A 22,637-nucleotide genomic window follows, 5' to 3' on the forward strand; every position below is an offset into this window, starting at 1 on the left:
AAAGGGGGGAGCGGCCCTGAGAGAAAAAAACTGGGGCGGCGCTCCCTGGACGGGCTGGGAGGCCCTGGGCGCGGCGGGCTGGGCCCTGCTGGCCTGGACGCTGGGGCAGGACCTGTGCAGCCTGTTGCTCCAGACCCTGGCCGCCCGGTGGAGCGGCGGAGCGCCGCTGGGCCCTACCCTTCGGTGGGCGGTGGGTGTGGTCTCCACCTATGGCGCGGGGCTGCCGCTGGCGGCCTGGTGCATGAAGCGCGTCCCCGCGGTCCCCGGTTCCCGGTCACGCCCGGCCCTGCGCCGGGGCGAGCTGGCGGAGTACGCCGCCGCCCTGTTGGGCCTGATGTACGGGGCCAATCTGATGACCCTGACGGTACAGGCCGCCCTGGGCGGGACCGGCGGAGGGGAGACGGGACTTTCCACCTATCCGGCTGCTTTGGTGGTCATCCAGACTGTGATTTTGGCCCCGCTGGCGGAGGAAACCCTCTTCCGGGGGCTGATGCTGCGGCGGCTCCTCCCGTTTGGAGAGCGCCCCGCCGTGGCCCTCAGCGCCCTGTGCTTTGCCCTGGCCCACGGCAGCGTCGACCAGGTTCTATACGCCCTGGCCGGAGGTGCGGTGCTGGGCTATGCCGCCGTCCGCACCGGGCGGCTGTGGCCCTGTGTGCTCCTGCACGCCCTGGCCAATGCCGCTGCCCTGGTCCTGGGACAGCTGGGCAGCGGAACGGAGCTGGCCGTGGTGCTGGCGCTGCTGTTGCTGGGCTGCGCCGCCGCGGTCCATCTGTGGCGGAGCCATCCGCTGGCCGCAAGCGGCGGCTGGCCCGCCGACTTCTGGCGGCAGGGCGGAATGCCGCTGGCGCTGCTCTATGCGCTAGTGCGGATGGCGCTGGGATAAAAACAGGACGCGGGTCCGACGGACCCGCGTCCTGAAGCGGTCAGAGCGATCAGCGCCCCATGGAGGCGATCAGCTCGTGGTTCACATCGTCCTTGTGCAGGATGAGGGTGCGCCACACGAAGATGGCCAGGAAGGCCAGTGCGGCCACGATGCCTACCGGATAGGCAATGGCGGTGGACAGACCCAGGCACTCAGAGGCCTGGAAGAAGTAGGTGATAGACACCGCCGACATGAAGGTGGCGGGGAAGGCGGCCATCAGACAGGCCATGGGCGGGAAGCCGTGCTTGTGGAGGAACACCGCGCCGGTCCACAGCACCAGCATGGCCAGCGTCTGGTTGGACCAGGAGAAGTACCGCCACAGGATATCCCAGGGCAGCGCCGTGGCGATCACAGCGCCCACCGCCAGCAGCGGCACCGACAGGGCCGCGCGCTTGCCTACGTTGGACTGGTCCAGATGGAACCAGTCGGCAATGGTGAGGCGGGCGGAGCGGAAGGCGGTATCACCCGAGGTGATGGGGCAGGCCACCACGCCGATGATGGCCAGAATACCGCCCACAGGGCCCAGCAGGGTGATGCAGATATCCTTCACCACGCCGCCCTGGGTGAGGGCGTCCAGCGCGTCCTGCAGGGGACCCACGCCGTTGTAGAAGGTCACGCCGGCGGCGGCCCAGATGAGGGCGATGATACCCTCGGCCACCATGGCGCCGTAGAAGATGGTGCGGCCCTCCTTCTCCGAGGTCATGCACCGGGCCATCATGGGGGACTGGGTGGCGTGGAAGCCGGACACGGCGCCGCAGGCCACCGTGACGAACATCATGGCCCACGCGGGGTAGCCCTTGGGGTGGGTGATGAGCAGAGAATCCCACAGCTCGGGCATATGATACTGGGGCATGAGGAGAATGGCGCCGCCCACACCCAGCGCCATGATGATGAGGCAGATGCCGAATACCGGGTAGAGCTTGCCGATGATTTTATCAATGGGCAGGAAAGTGGCCAGCAGGTAATAGAGCAGGATCACCACCAGCCAGAACGTGGAGTTCAGGGCCGCCGGGGTCATGCTGGCGATCAGATTGGCGGGGCCCACCGAGAAGTTGACGCCCACCATCACCAGCAGCACCACCGAGAAGATGTGCATGATGAAGGTCATCACTTTGCCCATGTACAGGCCCACGATCTCGGAGATGGAGGCGCCGTCGTGGCGCTCACTCATCATACCGGACAGAAAATCGTGGACGCCGCCGCCCAGAATGGTGCCGAACACGATCCACAGGTATACCTTGGGGCCCCAGCACGCGCCGGCCAGAGCGCCGTAAATGGGGCCCAGACCCGCGATGTTCAGCAGCTGGATGAGAAAGACACGCCAGGTCTTCATGGGGACATAGTCCACGCCGTCCGGATGGGCCAGCGCAGGCGTCGGCCGGTCATCGATGTGAAAGACCCGCTCCACCAACTTGCCGTAGGTGAAGAAGCCCACCACCAGGAGAACCAGCGCGATCAGGAAACTAATCACAAAAATCCCTCCGTTTCGTGGTGCAACGTCGGGAAAATATGCGTTTTTCCGGCGCGGCAGATCCGGGGCAGTGCGGAGCACATCCGCCTTCCCTGTTCAGCGGCTCTATTATAGTCCTCCTGTGCTCCGGCACAAGAAGGGAATCGCACAGAATTTTTGGCAAAGTTTTCGGTGATTTCGTGAAATTGAGGCTTTCTTTTTGAGAACTGGAAGATAGATACAGAACTATAAAATATGGTATATACATCCAACTGGGAGGTAAAATCATGAAGGTTTTATACGACGATCGGATTTCATATATGGGGAGGACACGCTGATGGAGCGGACGGAACTGCGCCTGGCCGTCCTCATCGACGCCGACAACGCCCCCCGCTCGGCCATCAAGGACGTGATGGCTGAGATCGCCGTCCACGGCACCCCTACCATCAAGCGCATCTATGGCGACTGGACCAGCCCCAATATGAGCACCTGGAAGCCCCTGCTGCTGGAAAACGCCATCAGCCCCGTGCAGCAGTACGCCTACACCACCGGCAAGAACGCCACCGACTCGGCCATGATCATCGACGCCATGGATATCCTCTACTCCGGCCGGGTGGACGGCTTCGTGCTGGTGAGCAGCGACAGCGACTTCACCCGCCTGGCCACCCGCCTGAGGGAGGCGGGTATGATGGTCTACGGCATGGGCGAGCGCAAGACCCCCGCCCCCTTCATCGTGGCCTGTGACAAGTTCATCTACATCGAGGTCATCCGGGCCGCCGGGGAGAAGGCCCGGGCCGCCGCCCGCGCCGCCGAGCAGCAGGAGAAGGCGGAAAAGGCCCGGCTGGAGCGGGAGAAGAAGGAGAAGGCGGAGGCCGCCGCCCGGGCCGAGGCCGAGAAGGCCGCCGAGGGGAAAAAGAACGCCCCCGAGCCCAAGAACCCCAAGCGCAGCGCCAAGAAGCAGGCCAAATCCTCCGAGCCGGAGGAGGAGCGGGTGCCCAGGGCGGTGGTGGAGCTGCTGGTCGACTCGGTGGAGAGCGTGGCCGACGAGGACGGCTACGCCCTCATGGGCGATGTGGGCAACCTTCTGGTGAAGAAGCAGCCCGATTTCGACCCCCGCAACTTCGGCTTCTCCAAGCTCAGCCAGCTCTTTAAATCCCTGGAGCGCTTCGAGCTGGACATCCGCCCCACCAATCTGCCCCATGTGAAGCAGATGTATGTGCGGGACAAAGAGGAAAAGGCATAAATTGGCTCCGCCGGAGGAAGCTCCTTCCACCGGCGGAGTTTTCTCTTGACTTCACGACTAGACAATTGTAAAATAACTATAACGACAAATGTCTAATGAAAGGATGGGAACGCGATGCGGAAACTGGAACGCCTGCCCGACGCCGAGCTGGAGGTCATGCAGGCCCTGTGGCAGCTGGAGCCCTACCCCGTCACCTCCGCCCAGCTAATGGAGAAGCTCTCCGGGCGGCACTGGCGGCTGCCCACGCTCTTGAAACTCCTCTCCCGCCTGGAAGAGCGGGGCTTTGTGGCCAATGAGAAGGAGGGACGAAACAACCGCTACCGCCCCCTGGTGGACGAGCGGGAGTACCTGGCCGCCGAGAGCGGGCGGTTCTTCCAAAAACTCCACGGCGGCTCCTTGCCCAGTCTGGTGGCCGCGCTGATGGAGAGCCGCGCCATCACCTCGGACGACGTGGCCGAGCTGGAGGCCATCCTGAAAGGGGGGAAGAGGCCGTGACCGTCCTGTTTTCCCACTGGGCTGAGGTCTCTCTGGGCACCGGCGCGGTGATTTTGCTGCTGTTTCTGCTGCGCCCCCTGCTGGAGCGGGCCTGCCCCGCCCGGTGGCGGTGCTGGGTGTGGCTCATCCTGGCCGCCCGGCTGGTCTTGCCCTGGAGTCTGAGCGGACCCTGGTCCCCCTTCCAGCTCTTTCTCCCCGTGGATTCCGAGCGCCCCACCCCCACGGCGGCGGTGGAGAGCAGCGCGGAGATGACGATTCAAAACGACGGGATGGTGCAGTATTTCGAGGCGGACACCATCCAGCCCGGCACCGCCGACACCGAGCTCATGGACCAGGAGTGGGCGGTGGTCCTGGATGGGGAAGTGACGCCCGGACGCGGCGGGGAACTGCCCGCAGAGGCCCTCCTTCTCCTGCTGTGGGGGCTGGGGGCTGTGACCATGGCGGGGGTCCACACCGTGGCCTATGTCCGCTTTGCCCGGCGGGTGCGGCGGTGGAGCCGCCCGGCGGGGACCTATGAGGGCCTCCCCGTGGCGGAGTGTCTGGCGGTGGAGACCCCGCTGCTGCTGGGGTTCCTCCATCCCACCATCGTCCTGCCCCGGGGCATGGAGGGGGAGGACCGGGACTTCGCCCTCCTCCACGAGTACACCCACTTCCGCCGGAGCGACCTGTGGCGCAAGCTCCTCCTGCTGGCCGCCAACGCCCTGCACTGGTGGAACCCGGCGGCCTGGCTCCTCCGCCAGGCGGGGGAGCGGGACATCGAGATGGCCTGCGACGAGGCGGTGCTGGAGGGAAAGGACCTGGAGTACCGGCAGCGGTACGGGCAGGCCCTCCTCCACACCATCACCGGCTCCATGGGGGCGGCGGGGGCCATGACCACCGGCTTTGCCCTGGGGATGAGCGGGCTCAAAAAGCGCTTCGCCGCCCTGGTGGAGGAGCGCCGCCGCCCCTTCGGCCGGAGCAGCCTGGCTCTGGCGCTGTGCCTGGCGCTGCTGGGGGGCACGCTGGTCTCCTGTTCCGAGGAAGCGCCCGGCGCGGTGGAGAGCTTGCAGCCCACCGCCAGCGTCCAGCTCTGGGAGGAGCCCCCCGCTCCCAGTGCCACCCCGGAAGCGGATATTTGGACCGGCCAGATCGGCTATCTCCTCCAGGGGTATGACCTGGAGGAGCGGACCATCGAGGTGTTTCCGGTAGAGACCAGTGGGTCGGGTCTTCTGAGCGCTCGGCTCCCGGAGGACGCCGTGGGGGAGAAGCTGACCCTGGCCGAGGAGGTAGAGCTCCGGTGGGAGGGAAGCGGCGGTTTGGCCGACTTCCTGGCCTGGCCGGCGGTGAGCGGGGAGTCCTGGGTCCTCTTCTGCGACTGGAACAAAGGGGGCGCGGTGAGCGGCTTGGCCTGGGTCCCCTGTCAGGGTAGCAGCTGGACCGGCGTGACCTGGGCCCGCTGCGGCACCTGGGACGGAGAGGCACAGACCTTCCAGTTCTATCCTCTGACAGTGGACCCGGATGCCCGGACCTGGAAAGAGAGGGAAGAGGGGCCCTGGATGTTCTCCTTGAGTTCCAAGGCCCAACTGCCTCCCATCTCCCTGCCCGCCAACGGCACAGAGCTGGACCGGGAGACCTATCTCCAGAACGTCTTTCGGGCTGAGCCGCTGGAAAACTCGGAGGGGGACTGCCTCCTGCGTATGACGGTGGTGGACGGCGCCATCGTGGAGGCCCAGTGGCTGACCCCCTATCAGGCGGGATAATGCGTGCGGCGAAGGGCCGCGGACCGGAGTTTCCGGCCCGCGGCCCTGTTGTTTTTCCCGGCGGAGCGGTGGGAAATTTACAAATAGGGCATACCAATCAGGGCGGGAGTATGCTAAAATAAAAAGGATTCCATCAACCGAACGACGGCGGACCGTCCACCCGACGGTCCCCGCCCGAGGAGGCCTTCCATGAGAGTGACCAAGCTCCTGCGCGCCGCCGTACTGGCCGCGGCGCTGCTGTGTACCACCGGCTGCTCCGCCTTTCTGGCGGAGGAGGATCTCTATCAGCTGCCGGAGATGCCCAAGGATTACCAGGACCTGACCAGCCAGACCCAGGCCGTCATCGACCAGGGCGCCGAGTACAGCGCCCCCCTCACCGGGGAGAACATCCAGAACATCCAGCTCCAGGACCTGGACGGCGACGGCGAGTCGGAGTCCGCCCTGGCCTTTTTCCGCATGGGCGGGGAGGAAAAACCCCTGAAAATCTATATTTACCGCCAGCATGAGGACTCCTATGAGCTCCAGTCGGTCATCGAGGGCGCGGGGACCAACATCCACAGCGTCTCCTATGTCAACCTGGACGACGACCCGGACAAGGAGATCGTGGTCAGCTGGCAGATCAGCGAAAAGGTCTACCTCCTGGCCGCCTACTCCGTGGCCCCTGACCAGGTGGTGGAGCTGTTCAGCACCGACTACACCAGCTACCAGATCATGGACATGGACCAGAACGGCGATCAGGAGATCGTGGTCCTCAAGGCCGCCACCGAGGGCGGCGGCGATATGGAGCTGTACAACTTCAACGGCGGCATGATGCAGATGCAGTCCTCCGCGCCCCTCTCCGCCGGGATCACCGATGTGGCCGAAGGGGAGCTGCGCCGGGGCTATCTGAAGGGGCTGGTGCCCGCCCTCTTCCTCACCTGCGCCTATGGCGAGACGGGCAACAGCAGCATCACCGACATCTTCGCCTGGGATACGGCCACCCAGACCCTCTCCAACGTGACGCTGGACAAGGAACAGGGCTTCAGCGCCTCCACCTGGGGCTATTACTCCGTGGTGGGCCCCACCGACATCGACAAGGACTCCATTATGGAGATCCCCATCTCCACCGCCATCCAAGAGTACCGGCAGACCAGCTCCGCCTCCAATTTCTGGATCAACCGCTGGTATAAGTACGACATCAAAGGCACCGCCTGGCCGGTGTTCACCACCTATTACAACAACCAGGACGGGTGGTATCTCATCCTCCCGGATCACTGGCTGGGCAACATCACCCTCTCCCGCAACGACGCCGCCGGCGGCGGGGAGCGGGCGGTGGTCTTTTCCTACTGGGAGGGGGACAACAGCGTGGAGCCCATCCCCTTCCTCACCATCTACCGCCTGAGCGGCAGCAACCGGGAGACCCGGGCCAAGCTCCCCGGCCGGTTCCTGCTGGGCGACAGCGGAGAGGATGAGCCCAGCATCCTCTACGCCGCCAAATTTGAGGAGAACAGCTGGGACTGCGGCCTGGATGAGGAGAGCCTGAAGGAGTCCTTCCAGGTCATCCGCGCCGATTGGGACGGCCTGAGCTGATCCCGGAGTAAAGGAGTTTACTATGAAAAAGGTTTTGGTATTGGAGGACGAGTCCAATATTCGCAGCTTTGTAGTCATCAATCTGAAGCGGGCCGGCTACGAGACCATCGAGGCCGGCACCGGCGAGGAGGCCCTGGAGGAGCTCAAGCGCAACCCCGACATCAAGGTCGCCCTGCTGGATATCATGCTCCCCGGCATCGACGGCTTCGAGGTCTGCCGCCGCATCCGGGCCAGCAACAGCCAGATCGGCATCATCATGCTCACCGCCCGCACCCAGGAGATGGACAAGGTCACCGGCCTGATGACCGGCGCCGACGATTACGTCACGAAACCCTTCTCCCCGGCTGAGCTCACCGCCCGGGTGGACGCCCTCTACCGCCGCACCGGCGGCGCCGTCGCCGAGAACGCCGACGAGATCAACCAGCCGCCCTTCCTCCTCAACACCCGCAACCGCACCCTGGAGAAGAACGGCCAGCGCATCAAACTCACCCAGGTGGAGTACGCCATCATCAAGCTCTTTATGGACAACCCCGGCAAGGCCCTCTCCCGGGAGGACATCCTGGACACCGTGTGGGGAAGGGACTACTTCGGTGAGCTCAAGATCGTGGACGTGAACATCCGCCGCCTGCGCATCAAGATCGAGGACGACCCCACCAACCCCACCTATATCAACACCGTGTGGGGCTACGGGTACAAGTGGGGCGCATGACGGGCTCCTATCAACGCTTCAGGGTGGTGCATCCATGAGAAAATTGAAGGGCATCCGCAAACGCTGGATCGTGAACAGCCTGAGCTCCGCCCTGCTCATCGTGCTGCTGGCCGTGGCCACCTTCTCGGTGTCCATGGTGAGCTACTACTACAAGAGCATGAGCAACAAGCTCCAGGAAAAGGCCAGCTCCGCCGTCAGCTTCTTCAGCAGCTACAAGACCGAGGAGGCTTTCTACCAGAACGCCTACACCTATATCAACTACCAGTTCCAGGAGAAGGACAAGCTGGACTTCCAGCTGGTGGACACCGACGGCACCGTGCGCTTCTCCAGCTTCTTTGAGTCCTCCGGCTACGCGCCGAGTACCCCCGATATCGACTGCGCCCTGGGGAACAATGAGACCGAAAAGCCCATGATGAAGGTCTGGACCGGCTCCGACCCCAACACCGGCGAGCACATCATGGCCGTCTCCTGCCCCCTGATGGTGGACGGCGAGGTGGCCTGCGTCATCCGCCTGGTCACCTCCCTCAACCGGGTGGACCGGCAGATCATCTTCATCATCGGCGCGGCCCTGCTGGTGGGGCTGGTGATCGTGGCCATCATCTACGTCTCCAACCTCTACTTCCTGCGCTCCATCGTGGACCCGGTCACTGAGGTCACCGGAACCGCCGAGCGTATCGCCGCCGGCAGCTACGGCGTGCAGATGGAGAAAAAATTCGACGACGAGATCGGCGACCTTATCGACGCCATCAACGACATGTCCCAAAAGATCAAGCAGGCCGAGCAGATGAAAAATGAGTTCATCTCCTCGGTCTCCCACGAGCTGCGCACCCCCCTCACCGCCATCAACGGCTGGGCGGAGACCATCATGCGGGGCGAGGTGCGCAACGCCGCCGACGTGAAGAAGGGCATGGGCATCATCGTCAGCGAGGCCCGGCGCCTGACCAACATGGTGGAAGAACTGCTGGAGTTCTCCCGCATCCAGGACGGCCGCTTCACCCTGTCCATCGAGCCGGTGGACATCAAGGCCGAGCTGGAGGACGCGGTGTACACTTATCGGGAGTTCTTCCGCAAGGAGGGCATCGAGCTGACCTACACCGACTGCGAGGAGGAGTTCCCCCTGATGAACGCCGACCCCGAGCGGCTGCGGCAGGTCTTTTGCAACCTCCTGGACAACGCCTCCAAGCACGGCGGCTCCGGCAAGCGCATCGACACCGCCATCGCCCCTGGCGAGGAGAACACCGTGGTCATCACCATCCGGGACTACGGCCCCGGCATCCCCGAGGAGGAGCTCCCCCACGTCAAGACCAAGTTCTACAAGGGCAGCTCCAAGGCCCGGGGCTCCGGCATCGGCCTGGCCGTGTGCGAGGAGATCGTCACCCGCCACCAGGGCACTCTGGACATCGGCAACGCCCCCGGCGGCGGCTGCCTGGTGACCATCCACTTCCCGATTGGAACGTAAGTTCGATTTTCCTCTTGCCAGAGGGCGGAAAATTTGATACCATAGGGGCGGCGGATCAACCGTTCACCCCCGTAAGATGTAAGGAGATACTATGTCAGAAGAAAAGCAGCGCGCCTGTCCCGCCTACAAGACCATGATCGGCGGACAGGCGCTCATCGAGGGCATCATGATGCTGGGGCCCGAAAAGAAGGCCGTGGTGGTCCGACGCCCCGACGGCGGGCTGGAGGAGCAGGTGGAAAACCGCATCCTCATCAAGGACCGCCACCCCATTTTTGGCGTGCCCTTTATCCGGGGCATCTTCAACTTCGGCTCCTCCCTGGCCAACGGCGTGAAGGCCCTCATGTTCTCGGCCGAGTTCTACCCGGAGGACGAGGAGGCCGACGAGGAGCCCTCCAAGTTCGAACAGTGGCTGGAGAAGCGCCTGGGCAGCGAGAAGCTCTACTCTTTGGTGGTCACCCTGGCCATGGTGCTGGGCCTGGCCTTCTCCATCGGCCTCTTTATCCTGCTGCCCACCGCCGTGGTGGGCGGCATCGCCTGGCTCACCAACGGCATGCCCATGTGGTTGCGCAACCTCCTGGAGGGCGTGGTGCGCATCATCATCTTTATGGGCTATCTGATGCTCTGCTCCAAGACCAAGGACATGCACCGGGTCTTTCAGTACCACGGCGCCGAGCACAAGACCATCTTCTGCTATGAGGCGGGGCTCCCCCTCACCGTGGAAAACGTGCGCAAGCAGCCCCGGCACCACCCCCGCTGCGGCACCAGCTTCCTATTCGTCGTGATTGTCATCTCCATCCTCATTTCCAGTGTGTTCTTCTCCTTTGTGGAGCTGACGAACGTCTTTGCCCGCATGCTGGCCCACCTGGTCCTGCTCCCCGTGGTGGTCAGCATCACCTATGAGATCAACCGCTGGATGGGGCGGCACGACAACTGGTTCAGCCGCCTCTTCACCGCGCCGGGCCTGTGGCTCCAGAACTGGACCACCTTCGAGCCCGATGACTCCATGATCGAGGTGGGTATCCGCTCCTTTGAGCTGGTGCTCCCCAGCGAAGCGGGCAAGGACGCCTGGTAAGAGAGAACGATAAGAGAGGGATCATATGGCGACCACATATAACAATCTGTATTTGGACGCCAGGAAGCGGCTCAAGCATGCCGGCATCGAGTCGGCCCAGCTGGAGGCCCGGGAGATCGTGTGCGCCGCGGCGGAGAAGAGCCGGGAGCAGTTCTACCGGGACCTGATGCTCTACGCCTCCGACCCCGTGGAACAGCGGGTGCAGGAGCTGGTGGAGCGCCGTCTGGGCGGCGAGCCGGTGGCCTACCTGGTGGGGGAGTGGGAGTTCTACGGCCTGCCCCTGGAGGTGTCCCCGGCGGTGCTCATCCCCCGGATGGACACCGAGGTGCTGGCCGAGCAGGCCATCCTCCTGGCCCGTGCCGCCGGAGAGGGCGCCCGGGTGCTGGACCTGTGCTGCGGCAGCGGCTGCGTGGGCCTGGCCGTCGCGGCCAATGTGCCCGACTGCCGGGTGGTGCTGGCCGATGTGTCGGAGGACGCCATCCGCCTGTGCAAGCGCAACATCCGCCGCAACGACCTGAGCGCCCGCGTCACCTGTATCCACACCGACGCCATGCAGAAGCCCACCGCCGAGCTGTGGGACTTTGACGTCATCGCCTGCAACCCGCCCTACATCCCCACCGGCGACATCGCCGGGCTGGAGGCCTCGGTACGGGATTACGAGCCCCACCTGGCCCTGGACGGCGGGCTGGACGGCCTGGACTTCTACCGCGCCATCGCCCAGAACTGGAAAAACGCCCTGTGCCTGGGCGGCACCCTCCTCTTTGAGGTGGGCATGGGCCAGGACCGGGACGTGATGGGCCTGCTCAGCCGCAACGGCTACCGGGACGTGCGCAGCGTCCCCGATACCCAGGGCATCCAGCGGGTGGTGTGCGGCGTCGCCGGAGAATAAAAGTCCCATTTATGGGACTGCGTTTGTGGGATACTTAAGGTACCAAATCGGAAGGGACCCCCTCCGAAGTTCAGATACCGCCGGCGCACCCGGCTGGAAAGGATGATCGTACGATGGCTGATAAGAAGAAACCGCTGGAGGCCGCAGCCCCCGCCGCAGATAAGAAGAAGGCGCTGGAGACCTGTCTGGCCAACATTGAAAAGACCTACGGCAAGGGCACCGTCATGCGTCTGGGCGAGAACGCCCACGTGGTGGTGGAGTCCATCCCCACCGGCTCCCTGTCCCTGGACCTGGCCCTGGGCATCGGCGGCGTCCCCAAGGGACGAATCGTGGAGATCTACGGCCCCGAGTCCTCCGGTAAGACCACCCTGGCCCTCCACATCGTGGCCGAGGCCCAGAAGCGGGGCGGCGAGGTGGCCTTTATCGACGCCGAGCACGCCCTGGACCCCACCTACGCCCGGGCCCTGGGCGTGGATATCGACTCCATGCTCATCTCTCAGCCGGACACCGGTGAGCAGGGTCTGGAGATCTGTGAGGCCCTGGTCCGCTCCGGCGCCATCGACGTGGTGGTGGTGGACTCGGTGGCCGCTCTCACCCCCCGGGCCGAGATCGAGGGCGACATGGGTGACTCCCATGTGGGCCTGCTGGCCCGCCTGATGAGCCAGGCCCTGCGGAAGCTGGCCGGCTCCATCTCCAAGACCAACTGTATCGTCATCTTCATCAACCAGCTGCGTGAGAAGGTGGGCGTGGTCTACGGCAACCCCGAGGTCACCACCGGCGGTCGGGCCCTGCGGTTCTACGCCTCGGTGCGCATGGAGGTGCGCCGGGTGGAGTCCCTGAAAAATGGCTCCGAGCTCATCGGCAACCGCACCAAGGTGAAGGTGGTCAAGAACAAGGTGGCGCCCCCCTTCCGGGAGGCCGAGTTCGACATCATGTACGGCGAGGGTATCTCCAAGGTGGGCGAGCTGGTGGACCTGGGCGTCAAGCTGGACATCATCCAGAAGTCCGGCTCCTGGTTCTCCATGGGCGAGATGCGCCTGGGCCAGGGCCGCGACTCGGTGAAGCAGTACCTGAAGGACAACCCGGAGGAGGCCGAGAAGATCGAGGCTGAGATCCGCAAGAACGCCTACAAGCTCATGTCCAGCCAGTCCAAGGCCGCCGCCAAGGCCGCCGGACGGGCGGTGGATGTGAGTGCCGAGGACTTCGACGACGGCGAGACCGTGGCCGCTGACGCCGACACCGAGGCATGAGACTTTGTAAATTAGCCCCCTCCCAGCGGGTGGAGGGGCGCTGGCTCCTCCATCTGGAGGACGGCTCCATCCTGCGGGTGGGGGAGAATGAGGTGGTCGCCTTTGCCCTCTACGCTGGGATGGAGCTCTCCCCCGAGACGCTGGAGGAGCTGCGGGAGGCCGCCGGACGGGCGGCGCTGAGGGAGAAGGCCTTGAAGGCCCTCTCCCTTCGGCCGCTTTCCCGGAAAGAGCTGCTGCGCAAGCTCACCGCCCGGCCCCGGGTGAAGCCCGGGGAGGAGCCCCCCGAGCCGGTGGACCCCCAGAAGGCGGAGGAGGTGGCCGACTGGCTGGAGGAGCTGGGCTACCTCAACGACGAGGAGTACGCCCGCTCCGTGGCCCGGCACTACGCCGCCAAGGGCTACGGGGCCCGCAAGCTGCGGGATGAGCTCTTCCGCCGGGGGGTCTCAAGGGACCTGTGGGATCAGGCCCTGGACGAGGTGGAGGACCCCGCAGAGGAGATCGACCGCTTCATTGCGAAGAAAATGCGGGGGGAGGACCCCCGGGACCCGAAGGCCCTGAAACGGACCTCCGACGCCCTGGCCCGGCGGGGCTACGGCTGGGAGGAGATCCGGGAGGGGCTGCTCCGCTACGGCGCGGATCAGGACGACTAGGCGAGAAGGAGAATCGTGTTTTGAAGGTTGCATTTATTTCCCTGGGCTGTTCCAAGAATCTGGTCAATACCGAGCAGATGATGGCCCTGTGCCGGGATGCCGGCTACACCGTCACCGGCGAGCCCGACGGGGCCGACGTGGCGGTGCTCAACACCTGCGGCTTTATCGACGCGGCCAAGAGCGAGGCCATCGACAACATCCTGGCCCTGGGCCAGTTCAAGGCGGAGGGCCGCCTGGGCAAGCTCTTGGTGACCGGCTGCCTCACCCAGCGCTACCGGGACGACATCCGGCAGGAGCTGCCCGAGGTGGACGGCATGCTGGGCACCGGCAGCTACACCGACGTGGTCGCGGCCATTGAGGACCTCACCCGGGGAGAGCGCCCCGAGGTCTTTGGCGATATCCACCACACCGACGATGACGGGCTGCGCATCGTGACCACGCCCCCCTACACCGCCTTTCTGAAGATCGCCGAGGGGTGCAGCAACGGCTGCGCCTTCTGCATCATCCCCAAGCTCCGGGGCCGTTACCGCAGCCGCACCATGGAGCATGTGCTGGAGGAGGCGAAGGCCCTGGCTGAGAGCGGCGTGCAGGAGCTCATCGTCATCGCCCAGGACATCACCCGGTACGGCATGGATCTGAAGGACGGCACCTCCCTGGCGGGCCTTCTGAAGGAGCTGTGCAAGCTGCCCTTCCACTGGATCCGGCTCCACTACCTCTACCCGGAGGTCATCACCGACGAGCTCATCGACACCATCGCCCATGAGCCCAAGATCCTCCACTACCTGGACATCCCCATCCAGCACTGCAACGACGAGGTGCTGGCCGCCATGCGCCGCCGCTCCACCAAGGCGGAGATCCAGGCGCTGTTCGCCAAGCTCCGCTCCGCCATGCCCGACGTGGTGCTGCGCACCTCCCTCATCTGCGGCTTCCCCGGCGAGACCGAGGAGCAGTTTGAGGAGCTGTGCGCCTTCCTGGAGGAGGAGCGCCTCCAGCGGGCCGGTGTGTTCCAGTTCTCCCGGGAGGAGGGCACCCTGGCCGACAAGATGGAAAACCAGGTGCCCGCCGAGGTGGCCGAGCAGCGGGTGGACCGGGTGCGGGCCCTCCAGGCCGACATCATGGACCGCTGGAACGAGGAGCGCCTGGGCGGCGTGGAGGAAGTGCTCTGCGAGGGCTTCGACCCGGAGGAGGGCTGCTACGTGGGCCGCACCTGGGCGGACTCCCCGGAGATCGACGGCCGGGTGCTCTTTACCGCCGCGGGCCGTATCCCCGCTGGCACCTTCGTACAGGTACGGATGACCGGCATTTCCGACGGAGACCTGACCGGCGAGATCGAGGAGGACTAAGCATGAATACCGCCAACAAGCTCACCATGCTCCGCATTTTGCTGATCCCTGTGTTCCTGGTGGTCCTCTACATGGACTTTGCCGCCAGCCGCTATGTGGCCCTGGGTATCTTTATCCTGGCCAGCCTCACCGATTTCGTAGACGGACATATCGCCCGCAGCCGGGGACTCATCACCGATTTCGGTAAGTTCATGGACCCCCTGGCCGACAAGATGCTGGTCATGGCCGCCATGCTGTGGTTCGTGGAGGTGGGCCGGATGCCCGCCTGGGCCCTCCTCATCGTGGTGGTGCGGGAGTTCGCCGTCAGCGGCCTGCGCCTCATCGCCGTGGACAACGGCCGCGTGATCGCCGCCGCCTGGTCGGGCAAGGTAAAGACCGCCTCCACCATGGTGGGCATCTGCTTCATGCTGGTGTTCCCCATCGCCTGGCTGGACACCCTGGTTACCGCCGTCATCGTGGTCACCACCGTCTATTCCGGTGTGGAGTATTTTGTCAAAAATAAGGACGTCATCGACTGGAGCCATATGTAAGCTCCGGCGAGCAAAAAAGCGCCCCGTCTGCCGGTTCCGGCAGACGGGGCGCTTTGCGGTTTGGGGGGATTAGAAATCCACGTCCTTGTCGTAGTACACGGCCAGCAGCAGCTTCTCCATGTCCTCCTGGCTGGGCTGGCGGGGGTTGGAGCCGGTGCAGGCGTCGCCGATGGCGTTGGCAGCCACGTCGGCGAGCTTGTCGTTGAACTCCTTCTCGTCGATGATGCTCTGCTCGGCGATGACGCCGCCGGGGCCGTAGTTCTGGATGGACAGGGGGATGTCCAGCTGGCGGTTCATCTCGCGCAGCTCGGCCACCAGAGCGGCCACCAGCTCCTCGGTGGTCTCACCCTTCAGGCCGATGAAGCGGGCGATGTCGGCGTAACGCTCGGCAGCGGTGGCCACCTTGGCGTTGTACTGGATGACCTTGGGCAGGTACATGGCGTTGGCCGCGCCGTGGATGATGTGGCCGCCGGTGAAGGCAGCGCCGGTCTTGTGGGCCATGGAGTGGACGATGCCCAGCAGGGCGTTGGAGAAGGCCATACCGGCCAGGCACTGGGCATTGTGCATGCGGTCCCGGGCCTCCATATCGCCGTCGTAGGACTTCTTCAGATCGTTGTGGATCATCTTGATGGCGTGGAGGGCCAGCGCATCGGTGTAGTCACAGTTCAGGGTGGACACATAGGCCTCGATGGCGTGGGTCATGGCGTCCATACCGGTGTGAGCGGTCAGCTTGGGGGGCATCTTCTCGGCCAGGTCGGCGTCCACGATGGCCACGTCGGGGGTGATGTTGAAGTCGGCCAGGGGGTACTTGATGCCCTTCTGGTAGTCGGTGATGACCGAGAAGGCGGTGACCTCAGTGGCGGTGCCGGAGGTGGAGGGGATGGCGCAGAAGTGGGCCTTGGTGCGCAGCTTGGGGAAGCTGAAGGGGGTGATGAGCTGCTCGAAGGTGCAGTCGGGGTACTCATAGAAGGCCCACATGGCCTTGGCCGCGTCGATGGGGGAGCCGCCGCCCATGGCGACGATCCAGTCGGGGCCAAACTCCCGCATCACAGCGGCGCCCTTCATCACGGTCTCAACGGAGGGATCGGGCTCGACGCCGTCAATGACGCGCACTTCCATCCCAGCCTGCTGCAGGTACTCCACGGCCCGGTCCAGGAAGCCGAAGCGCTTCATGCTGCCGCCGCCCACCACCAGGACGGCCTTGGAGCCGGTCAGATTCTTCAGCTCTTCCAGGGAGCCTTTGCCATGGTAGAGATCACGAGGCAGAGTAAAACGTCCCATAATTGATTCCTCCCTATATGTATCATGGATTTTTACACGAAACGGCGGAAGAAACTCCGCCCCTCGCTATCCAAACTATACCGGCTTTTGTGCAAAAAGTCAATAGGGTAGAATAGTAGAATTGGGAGTACAATTTATAGAAAAAAGGAATATAGCGCTTAGAAGGGAACGAAGTACTTCTGGAACTTGAAATTACACTAAAGAGTTCTAAATAATTTTTGGATAGTTTTCAGGTATTACGCTTCAAAGACCCAGCCAGGCGCGCAGATCCGGGAGATCGGGGGAAATGTGGACTGCGGGGAAGGCGGCGAAATCGTCGGCCGGGGTGGTGCCGTTGAGGACGGCGCAGAAGTCCGCACCGGCCCGCTGGGCGGTCTCGGCGTCGATGACCGTATCGCCGCAGTAGAGCACCTCCCGGGGCGTCAGGCCCAGTCCGGCCACGGCGGCCAGGAGCCCCTCGGGATCGGGCTTGTGGTGCTTCACCATCTCGCCGCCGGTGACGGAGGCCAGCAGGGGCAGCACGCCCCGGGGCTCCAGCACGCTCCGCAGGGTCTGGGCCCGCTTGGTGCTGACGATGGCGGCAGGGACCCCGGCCTCCTTCAGGGCCGTCAGCAGCTCCACCGCGCCGGGGAAGAGCTTGGTGCACTGGATCTGCATGGGCACCGCCACCTCGGTGAACAGCTCGTGGAAGCGCACCCCCTGGGCCCGGTCAGGACAGCCGGTGAGCTGGGCAAAGGCGTCCTCCAGCGGGGTGCCGATGGTGCGGCGCACCGCGTTGTCGTCGGGGACGGGGTAGCCCAGGGCGGCAAAGCCGTGGCGGAAGCCGGCGATGATGGCCTCCGACGCGTCGCCCAGGGTAAAATCAAAGTCAAAGAGTACCGCTCGGTATTGCATGTATGTATCCTCCTGTGGATCTCTCGATCAGAATGGCTCCATTGTACCATGAAAGGGGCGCGGCGCGCAATCAGTCCCCCCGCAGCAGCTTCCCCGCTCCGTAGCGCAGGCAGCGCCGCAGGCGGGCCTCGCCCCGGTGCAGGGTGCGGGACACGGTGGACTTGTTCACCCCCAGGCGGCGGCTGATGGCGGGGATGTTCAGCCCCGCCGCATAGTAGAGGGTGAGCATCTCGCGCTGTCGGGGAGTCACGTCCTCCTCCAGGGCCCGGAGCAGGTGGCGGCGCAGCTCCTGGCGCTGAGCCCGGTTGTCGCCGCTCATGGCCTGTACGTACAGGGCCAGCTCATCGCTGGCGTTCAGGCGGTGTGCCATGTCTCTTCCTCCTCTTCTTCCTCCTCGGCGCGGCAGGCGGGACACAGGGGTCCCTCGCCGCCGTACAGCTCCGCTTCGCAGCGGCTGCACCAGCCCTTTGGCGGGGCCTGTTGGGGGTCCCGCAAAGGCTGCAAAATTTTTTGAAAAAAGTCCTTGACAAATAGCCTCCTGTCTGGTAAACTAAGCAACGTTGTGGACGAGCTGATTTGCTGGTGTAGCTCAGTTGGTAGAGCAGTTGATTTGTAATCAACCGGTCGGGGGTTCGAGTCCGTCCACCAGCTCCATCTTGTTCGGAGCGACAAGTTCATATGGAGGAGTTCCCGAGTGGCCAAAGGGGGCAGACTGTAAATCTGTTGCGTGAGCTTCGGTGGTTCGAATCCACCCTCCTCCACCAAAAGCGTCCTGCCAATCGGCGGGGCGTTTTTTTGAACCTGAAATCAAACATCTGTTCGCGTCTTTAAAAGATACCACACAATGCCGCGCATGTCAAGCGCAAAAAAGGAGTGCTGTACCGTGTTGAAAGATGATTTCGCCATGCGGGATGTGGATACGCTGGCCAACACCATCGCCCGGCTGGTGCTGAAAAAAGAGAGCCTGGATTACACCCCCTCCGGGCTGGAGGCGGACGCCCAGGCCGACGGGCTGTGGTTCGCCCTGGACCAGTACATGAAGGCGGGGGACTTCAATGCCGCCGAGGACCTGCTCTATGAGAGCGCCGACTGGGATGACCTGCGGTACCTGGAGATGGGCGTGGCTTTCTACGCCCACCTGAACCACCTGAGCGACAAGGAGCTGGCCGAGGGCGGCTTCAGCCGGGAAGAGGTGGGCGAGGGCCTGCGGGACCTGGCCGAGGAGTTCGGCGTGGATCTGAAGCTGTAAAAAAGGACCCGGAGGATCAGTCCTCCGGGTCCAATTCGATCCAGTAGCGCTCCATGCGCTGGCCCTTCCGGGGCTCGGTCACGGTGGATTCATAGCGCCCGCCGTCGGCCAGGATGGTGCGGCGGCTGCCCTCGTTCTCCTGGGCGCAGGTGATGAGCACCCGCTTCAGCCCCAGACTGCGGCAGTAGGGCAGCGCCAGAGCCAGCATGCCTTTGGCGTAGCCCTTCCGGCGGTGCTCCGGGTGGATGGAGTAGCCGATGTGCCCGCCGAAGCGTTCCAGAAAGGGATTGCCCAGGGTGTGGCGCACCTGGAGCATGCCCATCAGGAGCCCGTCCGTCTCCCGCACGCAGAGGAACTGGGAGGACTGTACGAAGCCCTCCGGGACGGTGGACGGGTCGGAGAGCCGCCGGACGAAGGCCAGCCACTCCAGGGGGTCCTCCACGTCGGGGAGGGGGCTGCACCCGGCCAGGGTGTCTCCCCGCCGCAGGAAGGCGGCCCGGTAGGCGGCGATCTGGTCGGCGTAGTCCGAAGTGGGCGGGATGAGCGCGATGGGTTCCATCGTAAATACACCTCCTGATAAAAAAATCCCATGGCCTCTGGCCATGGGATTTTGACTTACTTGCGGCCGCCGCGGCGGGAACCGCCCCGCTTGTCCATATAGCGCAGCTCGGAGAGCTTGCTGTCCGAGGCCTGCATGAACTGCTTGAGCCGGTCCTCAAAGGTGGCGGGCTCAGCGGGGGCGGAGCGGCGGAAACCGCCGCCCTGCGAACGGGGCGCGCCGGAGCGGGAGCCATTCATGGGACGTCCCTGACCGGCGGGCCGGGGGGGAGGATCCATAGCCTTCTTGATGGAGAGATTGATCCGGCCATTCTCGTCGATACCGATGACCTTGACCTTGACCGACTGCCCCTCCTTGAGGTGGTCCTTTACGTCATTGACGTAGGAGTAAGCGATCTCCGAAATGTGGACCAGGCCGGACTTGTTCTCCGGCAGGGACACGAACGCGCCGAACTTTGTGATACCTGTGACTTTTCCCTCGAGAATCGAACCAACACCAAACTCCATACCGACTGAAATATCCTCCTTATTTCTTCTTGGGCACACACGATCAATCCGTGAATTCGATGATCTGATCGCCCGGGGCCACCAGGCCCAGCTTAGACCGGGCGATCTCTTTTTGCCGCTCCGGATCGTCGCTGTTGTCCACGGCGTCCCGCAGATCGGCGTTGGTCTGCTCCTGTGCGGCCTTTTCGGCCTGGAGCTGGGCCAGATCGGCCTGCGCTCCCTGGATCTGCGTGCGCAGATTGAGCAGCGCGCTGGCGACGAACACCAGCATCGCCAGCACCACGAGCTTGGTCAGAAGCCCGGCGCGTTTCAGTTTCATGGGAAGCGCCCTCCTTTCGCCGTCTGCCTCTGTGGGGCGGTCTATCATCCGTTTCCCGGATCAGTAGCTTTATTCTATACCATTTCAAGCCGTAATGGAAGTTTTTTTTTGCAGCTGCCCGCAATTTTTTACACCCTGCATACAAAACGGCGGCCGGAAGGGCCAGCAGACGCAGCAGAGTTTCCACCACCGTGGCCAGCCGGTAGCCCAGGGCCAGAAAGAGGGGGCTGAAGATCTGGAAATAGAGGACCGCGCCGGCGAATACCGCGCCCACCATATAGAGCCGCACCACGCCGCCCTCCAGGAACAGGGCGTGGAGGAAGAGTGCGGCGGTGACCAGCACCCAGAACAGCAGGTCCAGCAGCCCCGCCAGCAGCGGGAGGGGCAGGCGGCAGCGCAGGATGCGGAAGCAGTCGTAGAGCACCCCCACCGCCAGCCCCAGCAGCGCCGCTGAGCCCAGCGCCAGGAGCTGCTGTGTGATGGAGACCGCCATCTCAGCGGAACAGCCGGGCCAGCAGGCCCCCACCCTCCCGGCGGTCGTCCTCATAGGTGAGGGAGTCGATGTTCCCCTCCACCTTCAGGTCGCCGCCGTCCAGGCTCAGCGTCTCGATGTGCAGGTCCTCCCCCCGCACCACCAGCGCACCCCCCACCGTGTCCATGACGATGGAGGTCTCGTCAAAGCGCTCCACCTCCTCCACGCCGGAGATGGTCAGCCGCTCCCGGCCTTCCAGCAGAATGCGGTGCCCTACCGCGGGGCTTGACCGCCGTTCGTCCATTGTGATCCCGCCTTTCCCATGGTTTGCCTATCTATATGGGACAAAGGCGGCTGTTATGCCAGGCTCAGGCGGGAGCCAGGTGCAGGGCCCGGGACAGGCGCTTGCCCACCGCCATGGCCAGGGCCAGCTTGACGAGATCGGGGATGACGAAGGGGAACACGCACCAGCCCAGCACCGTGGCCATGCCGATGGGGCCGGTGGTGCGGGAGTAGAGGAAGAGGAACCACACCGAGCCGATGAGGTAGCACACCGCCAGCCCCAGTACGCCCGAGAGGAGGAACGCCGCGGGGCTCCGGCCCAGCAGGCGCTCTCCGGCCCACAGCACCGCCGCCTGGGCCAGGAAGCCCAGGATATAGCCGCCGGTGGTGCCGAAGAGGGCCCCGGGGCCGCCCACGAATCCGGCGAACACCGGCGCGCCCACCGCGCCCAGCAGGATGTAGACCAGCACCGCCAGCGTGCCCCGCTTGCCGCCCAGCAGGGCAGAGGCCAGAAAGACGCCGAAGGTCTGGAGGGTGAAGGGGACCACGGTGGGGATGGTGATCCAGGAGCAGACCGCCATCAGGGCGACCAGGATGGCGATGTAGGTGAGATCGCGTGTTTTCATGTCAGGGCCTCCAATCGTAAACTTTGGAAAGAGTATAGTTTACAATTGGGGAATTGTCAACTACTACCTCGCCTCTCGTTGACAATTCCGGGGGACATGGGCTACAATGGGGAAAAACAGGGAGGTGGGACCATGCTGTCCGATGAGGTGCTGGCCCTGCTCAAGGAGCAGGAGGGCTATTGTTCCGGCGAGGAGATGAGCCGACGGCTGGGGGTCAGCCGGGCGGCGGTGTGGAAGGCCATCGCGGCCCTGCGTCAGGCGGGGTACGACATTTCCTCCGCCCCCAACCGGGGGTATCAGCTCCAAAAATCCCCCGACCGGGTGTCGGAGGGGGAGCTGAAGGGAGCGCTGACCGGTCGGGTGCTGGGGAAGGAGCTCCTGTGCCTGGACACGGTGGACTCCACCAACAATGAGGTCAAGCGCCGGGTGGTCCAGGGCGCGCCGGAGGGGCTCACCGTCATCGCCGACCAGCAGACCGGCGGCCGGGGCCGGAGGGGACGGGTGTTCGTCTCCCCGCCGGGCGGGCTCTATGTGTCGGTGCTGCTGCGGCCCGACGCCGGACTGCGGGAGCTGATGTGGCTCACCGCCTGGAGCGGCGTGGCCCTGTGCGACGGCATCGAGCGGTGCTGTGGGGTGCGCCCCGGCATCAAGTGGACCAACGACATCATCCTGAATGGCCGGAAGGTGTGCGGCATCCTCACCGAGCTGGGCATGGAGGGGGAGAGCGCCCGGTCACAGTATGTGGTGGTAGGGGCCGGGATCAACGTCAGCCAGACTGAGGCGGACTTCGGGCCCGAGGTGGCGCCGGTGGCCATCTCCCTGGCCCAGGCCCTGGGGACGGCTCCCCGCCGGGCCGAGCTGGCCGCCTCCATCCTCACCGCCCTGGACGACATGCGCGCCGCCTTCCCCCACGAAAAGGAGCGCTACCTGGAGCAGTACCGCAAGGACTGCCTCACGGTGGGCCGGGAGGTGCGCATCCTGCGGGGGGACGGCCGCACCGAGGAGGCGGTGGCCGAGGCCATCGACGAGGATTTCCAGCTGGTGGTCCGCTTCCCCGACGGTCGGCGGGAGACGGTGAATGCCGGCGAGGTGTCGGTGCGGGGCCTGCTGGGCTATGTGTAAAAAATGC

Annotated in this window: 26 protein-coding genes and 2 tRNA genes; 18 read left to right on the forward strand and 10 right to left on the reverse strand. The window is 64.5% G+C overall.

The window, feature by feature from the left end:
* The first annotated feature begins 124 nt into the window (after positions 1–124).
* Complete coding sequence (locus tag B5G43_RS02135; protein WP_143382819.1) at positions 125–883, forward strand: CPBP family intramembrane glutamic endopeptidase; 759 nt, start codon at positions 125–127, stop codon at positions 881–883.
* A 49-nt stretch (positions 884–932) separates the two neighbouring features.
* Here B5G43_RS02135 and B5G43_RS02140 read toward each other — a convergent pair whose 3' ends face one another.
* Entirely contained in the window at positions 933–2,393 is a 1,461-nt protein-coding gene (locus B5G43_RS02140; RefSeq protein ID WP_087258644.1) for a carbon starvation CstA family protein, read from the reverse strand.
* A gap of 316 nt (positions 2,394–2,709) precedes the next feature.
* Between B5G43_RS02140 and B5G43_RS02145 the strand changes: the two genes are divergently transcribed.
* The 12 genes from B5G43_RS02145 (at position 2,710) to pgsA (ending at position 15,320) form a co-directional block, all read left to right on the forward strand.
* Positions 2,710–3,615 carry an NYN domain-containing protein gene (locus tag B5G43_RS02145; RefSeq protein ID WP_087258646.1) on the forward strand — a complete coding sequence of 302 codons (906 nt, stop codon included), beginning with the start codon at positions 2,710–2,712 and terminating at the stop codon, positions 3,613–3,615.
* A gap of 114 nt (positions 3,616–3,729) precedes the next feature.
* Positions 3,730–4,110: a BlaI/MecI/CopY family transcriptional regulator gene (locus B5G43_RS02150; protein WP_087258648.1), complete on the forward strand. Its 381-nt coding sequence runs from the start codon at positions 3,730–3,732 to the stop codon at positions 4,108–4,110.
* Positions 4,107–5,849, forward strand: coding sequence for a M56 family metallopeptidase (locus tag B5G43_RS02155; protein WP_087258650.1), 1,743 nt, complete (start codon positions 4,107–4,109; stop codon positions 5,847–5,849). Before B5G43_RS02150 ends, B5G43_RS02155 begins: the two co-directional genes overlap by 4 nt.
* A gap of 189 nt (positions 5,850–6,038) precedes the next feature.
* Positions 6,039–7,418, forward strand: a complete 1,380-nt coding sequence (locus tag B5G43_RS02160) for a hypothetical protein (protein ID WP_087258652.1) — start codon at positions 6,039–6,041, stop codon at positions 7,416–7,418.
* A 22-nt stretch (positions 7,419–7,440) separates the two neighbouring features.
* The gene (locus B5G43_RS02165) at positions 7,441–8,127 is read left to right on the forward strand and encodes a response regulator transcription factor (protein ID WP_087258654.1); all 687 of its coding nucleotides are present in this window, start codon (positions 7,441–7,443) and stop codon (positions 8,125–8,127) included.
* Positions 8,128–8,161: 34 nt separating this feature from the next.
* Complete coding sequence (locus B5G43_RS02170; protein ID WP_087258656.1) at positions 8,162–9,586, forward strand: HAMP domain-containing sensor histidine kinase; 1,425 nt, start codon at positions 8,162–8,164, stop codon at positions 9,584–9,586.
* A gap of 91 nt (positions 9,587–9,677) precedes the next feature.
* A complete protein-coding gene (locus B5G43_RS02175) occupies positions 9,678–10,658 on the forward strand; it encodes a DUF1385 domain-containing protein (protein WP_164488726.1) in 981 nt (326 codons plus the stop codon).
* A 25-nt stretch (positions 10,659–10,683) separates the two neighbouring features.
* Positions 10,684–11,547, forward strand: a complete 864-nt coding sequence (gene prmC, locus B5G43_RS02180) for a peptide chain release factor N(5)-glutamine methyltransferase (protein ID WP_087258658.1) — start codon at positions 10,684–10,686, stop codon at positions 11,545–11,547.
* A gap of 113 nt (positions 11,548–11,660) precedes the next feature.
* The gene (recA, locus tag B5G43_RS02185) at positions 11,661–12,797 is read left to right on the forward strand and encodes a recombinase RecA (RefSeq protein ID WP_087258660.1); all 1,137 of its coding nucleotides are present in this window, start codon (positions 11,661–11,663) and stop codon (positions 12,795–12,797) included.
* Positions 12,794–13,447 carry a regulatory protein RecX gene (locus B5G43_RS02190; RefSeq protein WP_087258662.1) on the forward strand — a complete coding sequence of 218 codons (654 nt, stop codon included), beginning with the start codon at positions 12,794–12,796 and terminating at the stop codon, positions 13,445–13,447. The genes recA and B5G43_RS02190 overlap by 4 nt, the downstream gene beginning before the upstream one ends.
* Before the next feature lie 20 nt (positions 13,448–13,467).
* Complete coding sequence (gene rimO, locus B5G43_RS02195; RefSeq protein WP_087258664.1) at positions 13,468–14,790, forward strand: 30S ribosomal protein S12 methylthiotransferase RimO; 1,323 nt, start codon at positions 13,468–13,470, stop codon at positions 14,788–14,790.
* Between the two features lie 2 nt (positions 14,791–14,792).
* A complete protein-coding gene (gene pgsA / locus B5G43_RS02200; protein ID WP_087258666.1) occupies positions 14,793–15,320 on the forward strand; it encodes a CDP-diacylglycerol--glycerol-3-phosphate 3-phosphatidyltransferase in 528 nt (175 codons plus the stop codon).
* Between the two features lie 69 nt (positions 15,321–15,389).
* Here pgsA and B5G43_RS02205 read toward each other — a convergent pair whose 3' ends face one another.
* From B5G43_RS02205 to B5G43_RS17225, 4 genes are all read right to left on the reverse strand, one after another.
* Complete coding sequence (locus B5G43_RS02205) at positions 15,390–16,601, reverse strand: iron-containing alcohol dehydrogenase (protein ID WP_087258668.1); 1,212 nt, start codon at positions 16,599–16,601, stop codon at positions 15,390–15,392.
* A 243-nt stretch (positions 16,602–16,844) separates the two neighbouring features.
* Positions 16,845–17,495: an HAD-IA family hydrolase gene (locus B5G43_RS02210; protein WP_087258669.1), complete on the reverse strand. Its 651-nt coding sequence runs from the start codon at positions 17,493–17,495 to the stop codon at positions 16,845–16,847.
* Between the two features lie 70 nt (positions 17,496–17,565).
* Complete coding sequence (locus B5G43_RS02215; RefSeq protein ID WP_140397510.1) at positions 17,566–17,865, reverse strand: sigma-70 family RNA polymerase sigma factor; 300 nt, start codon at positions 17,863–17,865, stop codon at positions 17,566–17,568.
* A complete protein-coding gene (locus tag B5G43_RS17225) occupies positions 17,850–17,999 on the reverse strand; it encodes a hypothetical protein (RefSeq protein ID WP_158097334.1) in 150 nt (49 codons plus the stop codon). The genes B5G43_RS02215 and B5G43_RS17225 overlap by 16 nt, the downstream gene beginning before the upstream one ends.
* Before the next feature lie 74 nt (positions 18,000–18,073).
* Between B5G43_RS17225 and B5G43_RS02220 the strand changes: the two genes are divergently transcribed.
* The 3 genes from B5G43_RS02220 to B5G43_RS02230 all read left to right on the forward strand — a co-directional run bounded on the left by B5G43_RS02220 (position 18,074) and on the right by B5G43_RS02230 (position 18,744).
* Positions 18,074–18,149 (forward strand) — tRNA-Thr (locus B5G43_RS02220).
* Positions 18,150–18,175: 26 nt separating this feature from the next.
* Positions 18,176–18,259, forward strand: a tRNA-Tyr gene (locus B5G43_RS02225).
* Positions 18,260–18,378: 119 nt separating this feature from the next.
* The gene (locus B5G43_RS02230; protein WP_087258671.1) at positions 18,379–18,744 is read left to right on the forward strand and encodes a DUF6483 family protein; all 366 of its coding nucleotides are present in this window, start codon (positions 18,379–18,381) and stop codon (positions 18,742–18,744) included.
* A gap of 16 nt (positions 18,745–18,760) precedes the next feature.
* Here the strand turns inward: B5G43_RS02230 and B5G43_RS02235 are convergent, their stop codons facing one another.
* The 3 genes from B5G43_RS02235 to B5G43_RS17230 are packed head-to-tail and all read right to left on the reverse strand — an operon-like array spanning position 18,761 to position 20,128.
* Positions 18,761–19,303, reverse strand: a complete 543-nt coding sequence (locus B5G43_RS02235) for a GNAT family N-acetyltransferase (RefSeq protein WP_087258673.1) — start codon at positions 19,301–19,303, stop codon at positions 18,761–18,763.
* A gap of 56 nt (positions 19,304–19,359) precedes the next feature.
* The gene (locus B5G43_RS02240) at positions 19,360–19,809 is read right to left on the reverse strand and encodes a S1 RNA-binding domain-containing protein (protein ID WP_087258675.1); all 450 of its coding nucleotides are present in this window, start codon (positions 19,807–19,809) and stop codon (positions 19,360–19,362) included.
* Between the two features lie 43 nt (positions 19,810–19,852).
* Entirely contained in the window at positions 19,853–20,128 is a 276-nt protein-coding gene (locus tag B5G43_RS17230; RefSeq protein WP_087258677.1) for a septum formation initiator family protein, read from the reverse strand.
* Between the two features lie 94 nt (positions 20,129–20,222).
* Here B5G43_RS17230 and B5G43_RS17635 point away from each other — a divergent pair, with 94 nt between their 5' ends.
* Entirely contained in the window at positions 20,223–20,582 is a 360-nt protein-coding gene (locus B5G43_RS17635) for a hypothetical protein (RefSeq protein WP_242960423.1), read from the forward strand.
* Positions 20,583–20,622: 40 nt separating this feature from the next.
* Here B5G43_RS17635 and yabP read toward each other — a convergent pair whose 3' ends face one another.
* A complete protein-coding gene (gene yabP / locus B5G43_RS02255) occupies positions 20,623–20,904 on the reverse strand; it encodes a sporulation protein YabP (RefSeq protein WP_087258679.1) in 282 nt (93 codons plus the stop codon).
* Between the two features lie 64 nt (positions 20,905–20,968).
* Positions 20,969–21,508: a biotin transporter BioY gene (locus B5G43_RS02260; RefSeq protein ID WP_087258680.1), complete on the reverse strand. Its 540-nt coding sequence runs from the start codon at positions 21,506–21,508 to the stop codon at positions 20,969–20,971.
* A gap of 132 nt (positions 21,509–21,640) precedes the next feature.
* On the opposite strand from B5G43_RS02260, the gene B5G43_RS02265 reads away from it, so the two are divergent.
* Complete coding sequence (locus B5G43_RS02265) at positions 21,641–22,630, forward strand: biotin--[acetyl-CoA-carboxylase] ligase (protein WP_087258682.1); 990 nt, start codon at positions 21,641–21,643, stop codon at positions 22,628–22,630.
* Positions 22,631–22,637 lie beyond the last annotated feature (7 nt).

The organism is Flavonifractor sp. An92 (genome assembly GCF_002159175.1).
Classification (GTDB): domain Bacteria; phylum Bacillota; class Clostridia; order Oscillospirales; family Oscillospiraceae; genus Pseudoflavonifractor_A.